14 protein-coding genes are annotated in these 14,841 nt (G+C 63.3%); 11 read left to right on the top strand and 3 right to left on the bottom strand.

Features of this window, described 5'->3' with window-relative positions:
• The first annotated feature begins 57 nt into the window (after positions 1-57).
• From NKJ64_RS04340 to NKJ64_RS04325, 4 genes are all read left to right on the top strand, one after another.
• Positions 58-726, top strand: a complete 669-nt coding sequence (locus NKJ64_RS04340) for a GntR family transcriptional regulator (RefSeq protein WP_023687112.1) — start codon at positions 58-60, stop codon at positions 724-726.
• Positions 727-1,077: 351 nt separating this feature from the next.
• Entirely contained in the window at positions 1,078-1,671 is a 594-nt protein-coding gene (locus tag NKJ64_RS04335; protein ID WP_023826012.1) for a biotin transporter BioY, read from the top strand.
• 109 nt (positions 1,672-1,780) lie between these two features.
• Entirely contained in the window at positions 1,781-2,197 is a 417-nt protein-coding gene (locus NKJ64_RS04330) for a DUF1284 domain-containing protein (RefSeq protein WP_352462046.1), read from the top strand.
• Positions 2,198-2,388: 191 nt separating this feature from the next.
• Positions 2,389-4,164 (top strand): tetratricopeptide repeat protein, encoded by a 1,776-nt coding sequence (locus tag NKJ64_RS04325; protein ID WP_023828033.1) that lies wholly within the window; start codon positions 2,389-2,391, stop codon positions 4,162-4,164.
• Between the two features lie 209 nt (positions 4,165-4,373).
• Here the strand turns inward: NKJ64_RS04325 and NKJ64_RS04320 are convergent, their stop codons facing one another.
• On the bottom strand, positions 4,374-4,835 hold the full coding sequence (locus tag NKJ64_RS04320) for a GNAT family N-acetyltransferase (protein WP_023684366.1): 462 nt from the start codon (positions 4,833-4,835) through the stop codon (positions 4,374-4,376).
• A 176-nt stretch (positions 4,836-5,011) separates the two neighbouring features.
• On the opposite strand from NKJ64_RS04320, the gene NKJ64_RS04315 reads away from it, so the two are divergent.
• The 3 genes from NKJ64_RS04315 to glyS all read left to right on the top strand — a co-directional run bounded on the left by NKJ64_RS04315 (position 5,012) and on the right by glyS (position 9,530).
• Complete coding sequence (locus tag NKJ64_RS04315; RefSeq protein WP_023684365.1) at positions 5,012-5,956, top strand: glycine--tRNA ligase subunit alpha; 945 nt, start codon at positions 5,012-5,014, stop codon at positions 5,954-5,956.
• Between the two features lie 397 nt (positions 5,957-6,353).
• Positions 6,354-6,755 (top strand): endonuclease domain-containing protein, encoded by a 402-nt coding sequence (locus NKJ64_RS04310; RefSeq protein ID WP_352462044.1) that lies wholly within the window; start codon positions 6,354-6,356, stop codon positions 6,753-6,755.
• 306 nt (positions 6,756-7,061) lie between these two features.
• A complete protein-coding gene (gene glyS / locus NKJ64_RS04305; protein ID WP_352462043.1) occupies positions 7,062-9,530 on the top strand; it encodes a glycine--tRNA ligase subunit beta in 2,469 nt (822 codons plus the stop codon).
• Between the two features lie 76 nt (positions 9,531-9,606).
• Here the strand turns inward: glyS and NKJ64_RS04300 are convergent, their stop codons facing one another.
• Together NKJ64_RS04300 and NKJ64_RS04295 are read right to left on the bottom strand one after the other, a co-directional pair.
• The gene (locus NKJ64_RS04300) at positions 9,607-9,990 is read right to left on the bottom strand and encodes a hypothetical protein (protein ID WP_081732299.1); all 384 of its coding nucleotides are present in this window, start codon (positions 9,988-9,990) and stop codon (positions 9,607-9,609) included.
• A gap of 165 nt (positions 9,991-10,155) precedes the next feature.
• On the bottom strand, positions 10,156-10,614 hold the full coding sequence (locus tag NKJ64_RS04295; protein ID WP_023834484.1) for a hypothetical protein: 459 nt from the start codon (positions 10,612-10,614) through the stop codon (positions 10,156-10,158).
• A 372-nt stretch (positions 10,615-10,986) separates the two neighbouring features.
• Here NKJ64_RS04295 and NKJ64_RS04290 point away from each other — a divergent pair, with 372 nt between their 5' ends.
• The 4 genes from NKJ64_RS04290 to NKJ64_RS04275 all read left to right on the top strand — a co-directional run.
• Entirely contained in the window at positions 10,987-11,952 is a 966-nt protein-coding gene (locus NKJ64_RS04290) for an L-threonylcarbamoyladenylate synthase (RefSeq protein WP_352462042.1), read from the top strand.
• Positions 11,953-11,970: 18 nt separating this feature from the next.
• The gene (locus NKJ64_RS04285) at positions 11,971-13,401 is read left to right on the top strand and encodes an FAD-binding oxidoreductase (protein ID WP_023668458.1); all 1,431 of its coding nucleotides are present in this window, start codon (positions 11,971-11,973) and stop codon (positions 13,399-13,401) included.
• A gap of 184 nt (positions 13,402-13,585) precedes the next feature.
• The gene (locus tag NKJ64_RS04280; RefSeq protein WP_352462041.1) at positions 13,586-14,152 is read left to right on the top strand and encodes a DUF6101 family protein; all 567 of its coding nucleotides are present in this window, start codon (positions 13,586-13,588) and stop codon (positions 14,150-14,152) included.
• A 348-nt stretch (positions 14,153-14,500) separates the two neighbouring features.
• Positions 14,501-14,841 (top strand): helix-turn-helix domain-containing protein (locus NKJ64_RS04275; protein ID WP_352462040.1); only part of this gene is annotated, 341 nt, incomplete at its 3' end.

The raw sequence follows: 14,841 nt of genomic DNA, 5'->3' as shown, positions 1-14,841 counted from the left end.
GCAAAATCGGGCAATCACCGCTCGACAATCGGCAGCAGTGCAAATTATCTATAAAACATGGCAAAGACCGCAGACGACACCATCGCCGTGCGCATCAGCAAGGTGCTGGCGGATCGCATCATATCGGGCGCGATCGAACCCGGCGCCCGGCTGCGGCAGGATCACATCGCCGAGGAATTCCAGACCAGCCATGTCCCGGTGCGCGAAGCCTTCCGGCGCCTGGAGGCGCAAGGGCTGGCGGTCAGTGAGCCCAGGCGGGGCGTGCGCGTCGCCGCTTTCGATCTCGGCGAGGTAAGGGAAGTCGCCGAAATGCGGGCAGCCCTCGAAGTGCTGGCGCTGCGCCATGCCGCGCCGCATCTGACGGCTTCCATTCTCAACCTTGCCGAAGAAGCCACAAAGGCCGGCGACAAATCCCGCGATGTCCGCTCTTGGGAGGAGGCCAACCGCACCTTCCACCGGCTGATCCTGGCGCCCTGCGGCATGCCGCGGCTCATCGCCACCATCGACGATTTGCACGCCGCAAGCGCCCGCTTCCTGTTCGCCGCCTGGCGCTCGGAATGGGAAATCCGCACCGACCAGGATCATCGCGCGATCCTGAGCGCGCTGCGGCAAGGCAACACCGAATCGGCCGCCGCCACGCTTGGCCGGCACGTTCAGTGGATCGGCCAGAAACCGGTCAAGACCGCGTCGGGCAAGATGCGCGAAGCGTTTGCCATCGTCGGGTAGGGACGAAGGGACAAGTCGTCGGATTCCGCGCGTAGCGATCCTTCACACCCCCTTTGTCCTGCCGGACATCTCCCCCGCAAGCGGGGAGATCAACAGCTTTGCCGTTGCGTTAGTCCTGCAACGTCGGCCATTGGCGAAAGCAAAGGCGACATCCGATCTCCCCACTTGCGGGGGAGATGGCCGGCAGGCCAGAGGGGGGTGCTGTCCCGCCAGCCTTTCCAAATGTCCTTTATTCGACACGCAAGCCCAAGCCTTTTTAGGGTGAGGGTTGCCATTCCCGCGCAAATATGGATTCGATAATAGATCGAACAACAAAATTATCTATAATTTCAAACCAGCTAGGAAGCAACCATGACCGACATCGCCTTTTCGCCGTCCAAGCCGTCCTTCAGCCCGTTGCGCCTGCAAACCCGCTCGCATAGTTGGCAGGCCGCGGCCGTCGTCCTCGGTACGCTGTTTCTGGCGCTGTTGTCCCAGATCGAGGTGCCGATGGTGCCGGTGCCGGTCACCATGCAGACCTTCGCCGTGACGCTGGTCGGCGCACTTTATGGCTGGCGGCTTGGCGCCATGACCATCATCGCCTGGCTCGCCGAGGGCGCCGTGGGCTTTCCTGTCCTGTCCGGAGGGGCAGCGGGCGCGTCGTATTTCGTCGGGGCAACGGGCGGTTATCTCTTCGCCTTCCCGCTCGTCGGCGCGCTTGTCGGCTGGCTGGCCGAGCGCGGCTGGAACGGCAACCGCGTGCTGCTCGCCTTCGCCGGCATGGTCCTCGGCAACCTCGCCTGCCTGGTTCTCGGCACGGCCTGGCTCGCCGTCATGATCGGCCTCGAACAGGCCATCGCTTTCGGTTTCCTGCCATTCCTCGTCGGCGGCCTGCTGAAATCGGCGCTCGGCGCCGCGACGCTCAAGCTGTTTTGGAGCAACAAGGCGGACCCGGCAGGAGCATGATCCCGAAAGTAGAGTCCGGTTTTCGGAAGAGATCATGCTCAAACAAAAAAATGGAGCCCCATCCCGATACCATCGGGATGGAACAGGCTCCGCTGGCGCGTCCTGACCGATGACCGTCCGGCTGCGCTCCCACCATCTGCTTTGCCTGCTGACCTATATCGGCGAAGGGTACAGCGCAGCCTTCGTCGCCAACTATGACGTGATCGCGAAACGTCTGGGCCGGGGCGAGGATATTCTGATCGTCTCCGGCCCCGACGACATCTGCCGGCCGCTGCTCGGCGAGGCCGAGCCCCACTGCTTGCGCGAAAGCGCCGTAGGCCGGGACGAGCTGGCAGCACGCGATGTCGGCAAGCTGCTGGCCCGGCCGATCGAGGCCGGCGTCCGTCTCAGCCTCGACGCGGCAACGCTTGCCGCCTCGCGCGCGGCCTTTTCAGCCGGCGTGACGCGTGAGGCCTGCCAGGGTTGCGAGTGGGCCGGCCTGTGCAGCACGATAGCGGCAGGCGGATATCGCGATGTCAGGCTGTAGCTCCCAACCCCGATCTGCTATTGTCGGAACCGACAGTGTCTGCGTCGCCATGGTTTGTTAATCGGGTGACCCGATTGTGAATTCGGCCCGGATTGCAGCCTGACCCCAAAAAGGCCATGCTTTGTCAGGAAACATCGAGTCTATGGCTTCTCCGCGCCGACGCGGGATGGCGCTTGGCTGAAAGGGATACGATGCGGCAAGGACGTGCGCGCTGGCTCGCGGGGCTGGCAATTGTGGCAGGGATGGCGATTTCTCCGCTGCCTGCCTACGCCAAGGAATCGACCGACCCGGTCAAGATCACCTCCTTCTCGGGCGCCTATCTCGCCGCCCGCATCGCCGAAGGCGACAACGACCTCGACAATGCCATCGCTTATTACAAGCAGGCGCTCGCCTTCAATCCCGGCGACACCTCACTGCAGCAAAGCCTGATGCTGTCGCTGATCGCGCAAGGCCGCTTCGAGGAATCGCTGGTCTATGCCGACAAGCTCAAGGGAGTTCCCGACGTCGAGCGCTTCTCGCGTCTGGCTCTGGCGGTCGATTCCTTCCACAAGAAGGATTTCACCAAGGCGCAGTACTGGCTCAAGCTGTCGCTCGAATCCGATCTCGACCGACTGATTTCCGGCGTCATGTCCGGCTGGGCACAAGAGGGCGCCGGCGACCCCACCGGGGCGATGGCCTCGATCGACAAACTGCAGGGGCCTGACTGGTTCGGCCTGTTCAAGTCCTTCCACCGCGCGCTGATCGCCGATGCCGCAGGCCTATCGGACAAGGCCGACGCGCTTTATGACGCGACCCTGACCGACGTCACGGCCGGCGGTGCCGCGCCCGAGACATGGATGCGCAACGCCCAGGCCTACGCGTCTTTCCTGGCGCGCAAGGGCAACAAGAACAAGGCGCTCTACGTGCTCGACAAGGCCGAGGCGTTCGCGCCCGGCAAGCTCGACATCCAGGCGCTTCGCGACAGGATCAGCAAGGGCGACAAGATCGAGCCCTTCGTCGCCAGTCCCTCCGAAGGCGCCGCTGAAATCCTGCTCGACCTCGCCATCGCGCTCAATCGCGGCGGCGGCGAGCCGTTCGTGCGCCTCTATCTGCAATATGCGCTCGCGCTCAAGCCAGACAGCGACGCCGCTTTGGTGCAGCTTGCCGCCGTTGCGGAGCAGCTGAAGGACGGCGAAGGCGCCATTGCGCTCTATAGCCGCATTCCAGCCTCCTCGCCGCTGAAGGAGCTTTCCGACCTGCAGCTCGGCCTCAACCTTGCCGATCTCAACCGTCACGACGAGGCGATCGCCCATCTCAAGGCATTCGTCGAAGCTCACCCCGATGACATGCGCGCCTATCTGGCGCTGGGCGGGGTCTATGCCTCGAAGGAGGATTTCCGCTCCGCCGCCACTCTCTACGACAAGGCGGTCGCGGTGCTGAAGACGCCGACCAATGCCAACTGGAACATCTACTATCAGCGCGGCATCGCCTATGAGCGGCTGAAGGAATGGCCCAAGGCCGAACCGAACTTCCTCAAGGCGCTGGAACTGTTCCCCGACCAGCCGCAGGTGCTGAACTATCTCGGCTATTCCTGGGTCGACATGAACATGAACCTCAAGGAAGGCCTGGCGATGATCCAGAAGGCCGTCGACCTCAGGCCGAGCGACGGCTACATCGTCGATTCGCTGGGCTGGGCCTATTTCCGCATGGGCCGGTTCGACGACGCCGTGCGCGAAATGGAGCGCGCCGTGTCGCTCAAGCCGGAAGATCCGGTGCTCAACGACCATCTCGGCGATGCCTATTGGCGCGTCGGCCGCAAGCTCGAAGCCACTTTCCAGTGGAATCAGGCGCGCGACCTGAAGCCGGATCCCGATGTGCTTGCCATTTTGCAGCAGAAGCTGATGAAGGGCCTGCCGCCGATCGAATCCAACACGGCGCAGGAAACCCCGAAGGTCAAGCCGGCCACCCCGCCAGCGCCGAAGGGGTGATCGGGCCATACTTCTGATGAAACGGGGCTCGCTGAGCCCCGTTTTTGTTTCGGCTTGGCGTCTTAGAGCAATTCCAGGAAAAGTGTGCGCGGTTTTCCGCTCGGAATTGCGACAGAAACAAAGAGATAGAGACGCCCTATCGCGATCGTCATTCTATGGCGGAGCAAGGAGCGAAGCGACGCGGCGCAGACCCAGCGTTGGCGCTCATTCTAGAACAGCTTTCGGTAGACGACGAAGCCCGAGAGATCGCCGATCTTGTCGTAGAGCTTCATCGCCGTGTGGTTGGTTTCGTGTGTCAGCCAGTAGACGCGGCTGGAGCCTGCGGTTTGCGCCCTGGTATAGACGTCTTCGATCAGTGCCCGGCCGACGCCCTTGCCGCGCGACGCCTCATTGGTGAAGAGGTCCTGCAGATAGCAGTTCGGCGAAATCGCCGTCGTGGTGCGGTGATAGAGATAGTGGACAAGACCGAGAAGCTTGCCTTCGCTCTCCGCGACCAGCGCATGCATAGGCTCATAGGCATCGAAGAAGCGCGACCATGTCATTGCAGTGATGTCACCGGGCAGGGCGGTCTCGCCCGAGCGGCCGTAAAACGCATTGTAGCCGTCCCACAGCGGCAGCCATTGCTCGTAATCCTCTCGGGTGACGGGGCGTACGGTGAGCTGGCCTTGCATGGCTGAACCTCTGTCGTTGAAGCTGGGCGAGCAAACGGCCACCGGCACCGTCCGGCAATGGGCCAGTCCGAAGCAAAGCGTTCAACCTCTCATCAAGGCGGCGATAGGCGCTGCCTTGACGCTAGCCGGCCCGGCAACTAGGGAATGGCATCATTTCAGCGCTTTCCGAGGCCGCCGTGACGTCAGACAGTCCAGCCCATATACATCCCAGCCGCTCGTTCCAGGGGCTGATCCTGACCCTGCACAATTACTGGGCCGCCTATGGCTGCGTCATCCTGCAGCCTTACGACATGGAAGTCGGCGCCGGCACCTTCCATCCGGCCACCACGCTGCGCGCGCTCGGGCCCAAGGGCTGGAACGCCGCCTACGTCCAGCCCTCGCGCCGGCCCAAGGACGGCCGCTACGGCGAAAACCCCAACCGGCTGCAGCATTATTACCAGTACCAGGTGATCCTGAAGCCCAACCCGCCGAACCTGCAGGAACTCTATCTCGGCTCGCTCAAGGCGATCGGCGTCGATCCGTTGCTGCACGACATTCGCTTCGTCGAGGACGACTGGGCAAGCCCGACGCTTGGCGCCTGGGGGCTCGGCTGGGAGTGCTGGTGCGACGGCATGGAAGTGTCGCAGTTCACCTATTTCCAGCAGGTCTGCGGCATCGAATGCGCGCCGGTGGCGGGAGAACTGACCTACGGCCTGGAGCGGCTGGCCATGTATGTGCAGGGCGTCGACAATGTCTACGACCTCAACTTCAATGGCCGAGAAGGCGCCGAAAAAGTCACCTATGGCGATGTCTTCCTGCAGGCCGAGCAGGAATATTCCAGGCACAATTTCGAATATGCCAACACCGCCATGCTGCTCAGGCATTTCGAGGACGCCGAAGCCGAATGCAAGGCGCTGCTCGCGGCCGGCGCCCCGGCTTCGAACGACAATCTGCCGATGCACCGCATGGTCTTCCCGGCCTATGACCAGTGCATCAAGGCCAGCCACGTCTTCAACCTGCTCGACGCGCGCGGCGTGATTTCGGTGACCGAGCGGCAGAGCTACATCCTGCGGGTGCGCAATCTGGCGAAGGCCTGCGGCGAGGCATTTTTGCAGACCCAGGCCGGCGGGCTCGCCGCCTGAGGCTCACTTCATCATTTCGGGGGAAATGTTGATTGGCGCCGAGAACTGGCCAGACGATCCCGCCATGGTCCGCATAGCCTGCCGTACGCCCGGCATTGAGAAGGCGCCATGCACTTGCGCGGCGAAACAGGCGCTGAGCGCGATGATCTGGAGGAGTCTCGATGCCGTTTTCATGGTCGTTCAGCCAATAGGTCCCTGCCTGAGCGTTGGTCGCTTCAGCGCTGCGTTTGGTTCATGGAAATCTTTGATCCAAGGACGGGCGGGCTGGTTGCGGCCCGACAGGGGGGGTCAAAATTCCTGGAAACAGCGGTCAGCCGAGTTGCCATGCCCTCTTACCTCCCCCTAGATGGGGGAGGTCGCCGCGAAGCGGCGGGTGGGGGTGACAGCGCGACGTTCCATGCCAAAACTCGATCGATTCAAGCTGCAGTCTGCGCAAAGGCTTCGCGCGGCGATGACCGACGAGGAACGCATCCTGTGGCGGCATCAGTGGCGCATTCCAGTAGAAGGCACTCATTTTCGCAGGCAGGCGTCGGTAGGCGTTTACTTCCCTGATTTCATCTCCCACCGGCTGAAGCTGATCATTGAGGTGGACGGTGCCCATCACAGCTTCGATGACCAGCTGCGCCATGACGAGCGTCGAACGAAATGGTTCGAGAGCCAAGGCTACCGCGTCATTCGCTTCTGGAACCATGAAATCAAAAACGAACTGGATTCCGTGCTCGATACGATCTATGCGGCGGTGGAAGAACGAAAATCACACCTGCGTTTGCGCGATGGTGCCGAAGGTATCGGCGGCTGAGAGGTCGCCACCCCACCCCGGCGCTACGCGCCGACCCTCCCCATCAAGGGGAGAGTGGGAGCTTAACCATGCCAGACCTGCTCTTAGAACTTCGCTCCGAGGAAATCCCCGCCCAGCCGCGCGTCCGCAGCGCCGGAGGCGCGAGGACGCGCAATCAGGAAGAAGGCATGCGGGTGGAGAAACTCTGATGCCTGATCTTTTGCTAGAACTTCGCTCCGAGGAAATCCCCGCCCGGCCGCGCAACCGCAGCGCCGGAGGCGCGAGGACGCGCAATCAGGGAGAAGGCATGCGGGTGGAGAAACTCTGATGCCGGATTTGTTGCTGGAACTTCGCTCCGAGGAAATCCCCGCCCGTATGCAGCGCAAGGCGGCGGGCGATCTCAGGAAGATGCTGACCGACGGTCTGGTCGAGGCGGGTCTGACCTATGACGCCGCGCGCGAATACTGGACGCCGCGGCGCCTGGCGCTCGATGTCAGGGGCCTGACCGCGCGCTCGAAGGATATCCACGAGGAGATCAAGGGGCCGTCGACGACGGCGCCGGAACAGGCGGTGCAGGGTTTTCTGCGCAAGGCAGGCCTTGCCTCGGTTGCCGAGGCGCATGTTCATTCCGATCCGAAGAAGGGCGATTTCTACGTCGCCCATATTTCGAAGCCGGGCAGGGCGGCGGAAGAAATCATCGCCGAACTGGTGCCGGCCATCATTCGCGGCTTCCCCTGGCCGACATCGATGCGCTGGGGGCCGGCTTCAGCCAAGCCCGGTTCGCTGCGCTGGGTGCGGCCGCTGCAGACGATTCTGTGCACCTTCGGCCCGGAGACCGAGGAGCCGGTGGTGGTCGATTTCGAGATCGATGGCATCCGCTCGGGCAATATCACCTACGGCCATCGTTTCATGGCGCCGGGGGAAATTACCGTGCGCCGCTTCGACGATTACGTGACCAAGCTGGAAGCGGCCAAGGTCGTGCTCGATGGCGACCGCCGCAAGGAGATCATCCTTGCCGACGCCCGCAACCTCGCCTTCGCCAACGGGCTCGATCTGGTCGAGGACGAAGGGTTGTTGGAAGAAGTGTCGGGCCTGGTCGAATGGCCGGTGGTGCTGATGGGCGAATACGAGCAGGCCTTTCTCGCCATTCCGCCCGAGGTGGTCCGGCTGACCATCCGTGCCAACCAGAAATGCTTTGTCACCCGTCCGCAAGGCGACGGCGAAAACCTTTCCAACCGCTTCATCCTCACCGCCAACATCGAGGCGAAAGACGGCGGCAAGGAGATCGCGCACGGCAACGGCAAGGTGGTGCGCGCCCGCCTGTCGGATGCGCTGTATTTCTGGAAGACCGACCAGGGCGATCTGCCCGATCTGGGAGAGCTCGAAGCATCGGCGAAAAAGTTCGGCCTCGATCTGAAAAAGCCGCTCGACCAGCGCATGGCCCGCCTCGACCATCTCAATGTCACCTTTCACACCAAGCTCGGTACGCAAGGCGATCGGGTGGAGCGGATCAAGCGGCTGGCGCAAGAGATCGCGCCGACAGTGGCGCAGTCGATCTCCCCCCTTGAGGGGGAGATGGCCGGCAGGCCAGAGGGGGTCGCTTCGGCTGCCGCGACGCCGCCCGGTCTCTCGAAGAAAGAGGGAGTTGGCGCTCCACGCGAGACGACCCCCTCTGTCGCCTTCGGCGACATCTCCCCCTCAAGGGGGGAGATTACCGCGCTCGCCGGGCGTGCGTCGGTGCTCGCCAAGGCCGATCTTACGACCGAAGCAGTGGGCGAGTTTCCGGAACTGCAAGGCGCCATGGGGCGCAAATACGCGCTGCTGCAGGGCGAGCATCCGTCCGTGGCCGCGGCGATCGAGGAACATTACAAGCCGCAAGGTCCGTCTGATCGCGTGCCGACCGATCCGGTGTCGATTGCCGTCGCGCTGGCCGACAAAATCGATACGCTGGTCGGCTTCTGGGCCATTGATGAAAAGCCGACGGGGTCGAAGGACCCTTACGCGCTGAGAAGGGCCGCACTGGGCGTGGTGAGGATCCTGATCGAGAATGGGATCTCACTGACGCTGACATCGCTCTTCGATAGTGCCTATCAAACGGCGAGTTATCTCGCGTCTAAGGCTGGACGGGCCTTTGGCCCCGACCTCCTCGCCTTCTTCCACGACCGCCTGAAAGTCTATCTCCGCGACCAGGGTGCTAGGCATGATCTCATTGACGCCGTGCTGGCAGGTGGTGGAAGCGCGCCAATCTCCCCCCTTGTGGGGGCGGCGAAGCCGACAGAGGGGGGCGCTGTCCCGCCGACCTCTCATTCTGGCGCGCCCCCCTCTGCCCTGCCGGGCATCTCCCCCACAAGGGGGGAAATCGGCCAATCGCACTCGGATGACCTCCTGCAGATCGTGCGCCGCGTCGAAGCGCTCGGCTACTTCCTCGACACCGAGGACGGCAAGAACCTGCTCGCCGGCACCAAGCGCGCGGCCAACATTCTGGCTGCCGAGGAGAAGAAGAAAACGCGTGTCGCCGCGACTGTTGAGCCGGCGCTGTTTCGCGAGGAGGCCGAGAAATCGCTGTTTGCGGCGGTGAATCAGGCGGAGAGAGAAGCCGGCGAAGCGATTCAAAACGAAGACTTTTCCGCCGCCATGCTGGCGCTTAGCGTGTTGCGTGAACCGGTTGATTCATTCTTTGAACGCGTTCTCGTGAATGATGAGGACCAGGCCGTGCGCGCCAACCGCCTGGCGCTGCTGGCTCGCATCCGCACGGCCACCGATCAGGTCGCGGATTTTTCCAGAATAGCTGGCTAAGGGACGGACAAGCCCGAACACGGGCGGCGTTCACACGCCGCCCGTTTTGTTTTCAGTCCTCCCGAGGCTGACTCCGTCAGTCCTCCAAAATGCTGACATGCACGCTGTCTGAATAGACGTCGACCTGGATCAGCGGCTCGCCATTGACGATGGCGTTCCGTGTCGAGGAGCTCATCGCGCCACCGCGCTTCAGCATGCGTTCCAGATACGCGCGATCATCGTTGCTGCGGAACCAGTCATCGCCCTGGTCGTCGGCATCGCGCCGGTGGAACTTGTGCCAGTTGGCACGGTCCTGCCGCACCATCTGTGCTGCGCTGCTCAGCTCATAGCCGTCGCTGGCATGGTGGTCGCGATCGGAAATGCGCGCGACGTAGGACCCTAGCTCGTCACCGGCCTGCGCGCCGCCGACACCTATAGGTGACGCCAGCAACAGGCCGGCAATAGTCAAAGATTTCGTCATGTTCATGATAACCCCTCGCTCTCCTAGAACCCGGCGCGCTCATGCCAAACCCGATTGGCGAAATTGGGGCCGCCGCCGCCAAGCCGATCCTGCGCCGGGGCGTCGATCGGCGTCAAGCGGCATGGATCGGCCGACTGTCTTGGCCGACTGTTTTGGCTGAATGGCCTACTCGGCTTTGCCGACGCCCTCGATCGGCTGCTGCGGTGTTGCTGCCGGCTGCGGCGCTGCCGGTTGCGACTCGGGCTTGCCGTTCGATGCCGTTGCAGTTCCGGCTGGTGCGGTCTCTGCCGTCGGCTCAGTCGCCGGCGCCGCGGCGCTCGCCCTGGCCGGAGCCGGCGCGGCGAAGGCGCCGCCGACGATGCCGCCGCGAATGATCATCGGGTCCTGGCCGTGCCTAGGCTTTTCGGGGATCGCCGCGACCTTTTCATAAGTCACATCGGGCTGGGCATCGCCGAGTGCGACGATCGATGGCGACGAGGCGATCCTGACCGGTTCGGATCCGCCAACCTTGATGACCGATGGCGTCGAGGTCGAGACGCCGAGAGAGACGATCGACGAGGCGTGCGCCCCACCGGTCATCGCCGCCAGGGTGAAACCAAGCGCTCCAAGCACACGCATCGACATCGAAACCGTCCCCTTGCCCGACAAGCCGCCAGCCCTAACCGCAAATAGCCTTAACCCCAGTGGATTGATGCCGGCTTGCAGGGAAACGTAGCATTTTAGGCATTGATAATTCGCCAACGCCGGCTTGCCCGAAAACCACTGCCGTATTAGAGCAATTCCAGGAAAAGTGAGTAGCGGTTTTCCGTCCGGAATTGCGCAAAAACAAATACTTAGAGCGTTTCAGCGAACCGCTGAACCGCTCTAATGCATGTCGCTCAAAAGTGGCCCCGGTTTTGAGAGAACGACATGCATCAAAACAAAGACCTAAAGCGCGTCGCATGAATCCGGTTCAGCGCGACGCGCTTTAGGTCCGGTGCCTGTGAGGTGAAGCGAGTGGCTGAGATACTATCCGTCGGCGAAGCGATGGAGCAGGCGTTGGCGCTGCTTGAGGGCGGCGACGTCGTCGCCATCCCGACGGAGACCGTCTATGGACTGGCCAGCGACGCGACCAATGGCGTCGGCGTCGCCCGCATTTTCGAAGCCAAGGGCCGGCCGCGCTTCAACCCGCTGATTGCCCATGTCGCCGATCTGGCGATGGCCGAGCGCATTGCGGCCTTCGATCCGCTGTCGAAACGGCTGGCCGAGGCGTTCTGGCCGGGGCCGCTGACGCTGGTGCTGCCGCTCCAACCCGGCAACGGCATCCATCCGCTGGTCACCGCCGGGCTGGACACGATCGCGCTGCGCATGCCGAGGGGCTTCGGCGGCGAGCTGATCGCCAGACTCGGCCGGCCGTTGGCCGCGCCCAGCGCGAACTCTTCGGGCAAGATCAGCGCCACGACGGCGCAAGCCGTCGCGGCCGATCTCGGCGCCAAAATCCAGCTGGTGGTCGATGGCGGCGCCACCCCGGTCGGGCTGGAATCGACCATCGTCAAGGTCGAAGGCAACAGCGTGCGGCTGCTGAGGCCAGGCGGCATCGCTGCCGCCGATATCGAGGCCGTCACCGGCATTAAGCTGCAGCGCGGCGCGACAGCCGGCATTGAGGCGCCCGGGATGCTGGCGTCGCATTATGCGCCGCGCGCATCGGTGCGGCTCGATGCACAGAGTGTGGCTGAAGGCGAGGCCTTGCTGGCCTTTGGTGGCGACCGCGCCGAAGGCTGGCAAGCGGCGGCCGCCTTGCGCAACCTGTCCGCGTCAGGCGATTTGCGCGAAGCCGCAAGCAATCTGTTCGCGTATTTGCAGGAACTCGACCGCAGCGGTGCGGCGACGATCGCCGTCGAGCCGATCCCGTTCGATGGGCTCGGCGAGGCGATCAACGATCGGCTGTTTCGTGCCGCTGCCCCCCGTGACAAGCTCGATTGAGCGCCATAGTTTGCGCCCATGAACGACGCACCCTTCGACCTCGATCCCGCTCTCATCGCCCGCTTCGCGGCAATCGTCGGCGACAAATATGCGCTGCGCGACCAGGCCGATATTGCGCCGTATCTGACCGAGCGGCGCGGCCTATGGCACGGCAGGACCGCCTTGGTGCTGCGTCCCGGCAGCGTCGACGAGATCAGCCGGATCATGCGCCTGGCGAGCGAGACGGGAACGCCGGTCGTGCCGCAAAGCGGCAACACCGGGCTGGTCGGCGCCCAGGTGCCGGATGCCTCCGGCCGCGAGATCGTGCTTTCTTTGTCGCGGCTGAACCGCATTCGCGAGATCGACGTCTTCTCGAACACGGTGACCGTCGAAGCCGGCGTCATCCTGCAGACGCTGCAGGAAGCCGCCGACGCCGCCGACCGGCTGTTTCCGCTGTCGCTTGCCGCGCAGGGCTCCTGCCAGATCGGCGGCAACCTCTCGTCCAATGCCGGCGGCACCGGCGTGCTCGCCTATGGCAATGCGCGCGAACTCTGCCTCGGCGTCGAAGTGGTGCTGCCGACCGGCGAAGTCTTCGACGATCTGCGCAAACTGAAGAAGGACAACACCGGTTACGATCTGAAGAACCTGTTCGTCGGCGCCGAAGGCACGCTCGGCATCATCACCGCGGCGGTGCTGAAACTGTTTCCCAAGCCCAAGGGGCGCGAAGTGGCCTTTGCCGGCCTGTCGTCGCCGGAAGCAGCGCTTTCGCTGTTCAGCCTGGCGATGGACCGGGCAGGGGCGGCACTCACCGCCTTCGAGCTGATCGGCCAGCGTCCTTATGATTTCACGCTGCGCCATGCGCAGGGCGTCACGCGGCCGCTGGCGCAGGATTGGCCATGGTATGTGTTGATGCAGGTGTCGTCGGGCCGTTCGGCCGAGGACGCCAGGGGGCTGATCGAAGAAGTGCTGTCGGCAGGCCTCCAGCAAGGCATCGTCGGCGACGCGGTGATCGCGGCCAGCCTGGCGCAGGGCGACGCGTTCTGGAACTTCCGCGAGGTGCTGCCGGATTCGCAAAAGCCCGAAGGCGCTTCGATCAAGCATGATATTTCGGTACCGGTGGCATCCATCCCGGCGTTTATCGAAAAGGCGGCCGGTGCAGTGGCTTCGGTCAGTCCGCAGGCGCGCGTGGTCTGCTTCGGCCATATGGGCGACGGCAATCTCCACTACAACATCTCCCGGCCGGAGGGCGGTGACGACGAAGCGTTTCTCGGCCTCTACCACGCCATGAACCATGCCGTGCACGATGTTGTGCGCTCCTTCCACGGCTCGATCTCGGCCGAGCACGGCATCGGCCAGTTGAAGCGCGACGAGCTGATCGCGACCGCGCCGCCAATGGCGATCGAACTGATGCGCCGGGTGAAGGCCGTCTTCGATCCGGCCGGCATCATGAATCCCGGTAAGGTTATCTGATCCTTTCAACATTTTGTGGCTGGTTTCATTCCGATAACCATCGCCTGAGATCAGCAAAATTTAACTGACTTTCTTAAGCCGCGCGGCAGAAGCTCGCGCTAATGTTTCACACAACGAGGCCGGGAAAACTGGCCCGGTGGGATCCGTGAAAGCGGCTCTCAGGAGAAACACAGGAAGGCAGCAGATGAACAGTGTATTGAAGCCCGTCTGGGCCGGGCGCAACATGCGCCTCGACCCATTCCGCCTGCCGCAAGTGGTGAGCTATGCCACGCGCGACGACTATGGCGACGTTACCTTCACCATCGACCAGCGCGGCGCCGTCATCCGCCGCACGCTCGAGATGAGCGGCGTGCCGGCGATCATCGCGCTGCCCGCCAACGCGTTTCGCGGCGTCGCCGCCCGCGCGATGGAGGATGCGCAAGGCAATGTCACGGTAACCCTGGAACTCCTGCACAACGACCCGATGCTGTCGGTGCCGCTGCTGGTGGCCGACGATCTCGAAGACGTCGCCGCCGACTGGCGCGCCTGGGCCGATGCCTATCGGCTGCAGATGCTTTTGATCGAATCCGACGGAATTGCCCGCACGCTTGAGGAATCGCTGGGCGCCGCCATCAAGGCGCTGCCGGCCAAGGATCGCCGCAAAGGCCGGGTCTCGACCACGCGCCGCCCACGCTTCCTCGCCCGCCGCAGGGCCGGCAATCTCGGGCTGAGGCTGGTGATCGACGGCCAGGAGATTATTTCGAGAGAGTAGCTTGACCGGCGATTGGCGAAACCGCCGACGACAGCCTTCTTCTCCCCGTCACTATACGGGGGTTGAGGAGCGGTCCGCGTAGCGGACGAAAAGCCAATTGCTTGGCTTTCGAGTGACCAACGCCCGGCAGGGCGATGAGGGGCGGCGCTGACCGAGGCATTTCTCGCAATATCGCCGCTGTGCATCTCACCTCAACTGCAAAGATTGGCGCTGCCCCTCATCCGGCTGCCGGCACCTTCTCCCCGTGTAGTGACGGGGAGAAGGAGATTATGTCCGAACCGGATAGATAGGTAACAGAATGGACCGATAGCATGGGTGACAGTTTTCTTGTCCGCCGGAGGACCGGCGATGGTTTGGCGAGAGACTGGCATCATGGACGAGCGGCTACGGTTTGTTGTGGAGTGTCTTTCTGGGGATGAGACGATGGTTGCGCTTTGTGCGGCCTACGGGATCTCACGCAAGAACGGCTACAAATGGCTAGGACGCTATCGGACGTTTGGGCCTGAGGGTTTGCACGACCTGCCGCGAGCCCCGCTCAATCATGGCCGTGCGACAGCTCAGGATCTGGTTGAGCGGATTGTGGCGGCCAAGGAGCTGCATCCGCTCTGGGGTCCAAAGAAGATCGTGGCACGGCTCAGGCGCACGGCTCCCGAGTTCATGTGGCCTTCAGCCTCGACGGTCGGCGCGAT

This window comes from Mesorhizobium sp. M0062 (assembly GCF_040323125.1).
In the GTDB taxonomy this organism is placed as follows: Bacteria; Pseudomonadota; Alphaproteobacteria; order Rhizobiales; family Rhizobiaceae; genus Mesorhizobium.
Note: the sequence above shows the minus strand (reverse complement) of the source record. Positions and strands in the feature narration are given on the sequence as shown.

Bases quoted from the DNA above. Each gene is read 5' to 3' on its own strand.
- NKJ64_RS04340 (WP_023687112.1), top strand. From the start codon at position 58: ATGGCAAAGACCGCAGACGACACCATCGCCGTGCGCATCAGCAAGGTG.
- NKJ64_RS04335 (WP_023826012.1), top strand. From the start codon at position 1,078: ATGACCGACATCGCCTTTTCGCCGTCCAAGCCGTCCTTCAGCCCGTTG.
- NKJ64_RS04330 (WP_352462046.1), top strand. From the start codon at position 1,781: ATGACCGTCCGGCTGCGCTCCCACCATCTGCTTTGCCTGCTGACCTAT.
- NKJ64_RS04325 (WP_023828033.1), top strand. From the start codon at position 2,389: ATGCGGCAAGGACGTGCGCGCTGGCTCGCGGGGCTGGCAATTGTGGCA.
- NKJ64_RS04320 (WP_023684366.1), bottom strand. From the start codon at position 4,835: ATGCAAGGCCAGCTCACCGTACGCCCCGTCACCCGAGAGGATTACGAG.
- NKJ64_RS04310 (WP_352462044.1), top strand. From the start codon at position 6,354: ATGCCAAAACTCGATCGATTCAAGCTGCAGTCTGCGCAAAGGCTTCGC.
- glyS (WP_352462043.1), top strand. From the start codon at position 7,062: ATGCCGGATTTGTTGCTGGAACTTCGCTCCGAGGAAATCCCCGCCCGT.
- NKJ64_RS04300 (WP_081732299.1), bottom strand. From the start codon at position 9,990: ATGACGAAATCTTTGACTATTGCCGGCCTGTTGCTGGCGTCACCTATA.
- NKJ64_RS04295 (WP_023834484.1), bottom strand. From the start codon at position 10,614: ATGTCGATGCGTGTGCTTGGAGCGCTTGGTTTCACCCTGGCGGCGATG.
- NKJ64_RS04285 (WP_023668458.1), top strand. From the start codon at position 11,971: ATGAACGACGCACCCTTCGACCTCGATCCCGCTCTCATCGCCCGCTTC.
- NKJ64_RS04280 (WP_352462041.1), top strand. From the start codon at position 13,586: ATGAACAGTGTATTGAAGCCCGTCTGGGCCGGGCGCAACATGCGCCTC.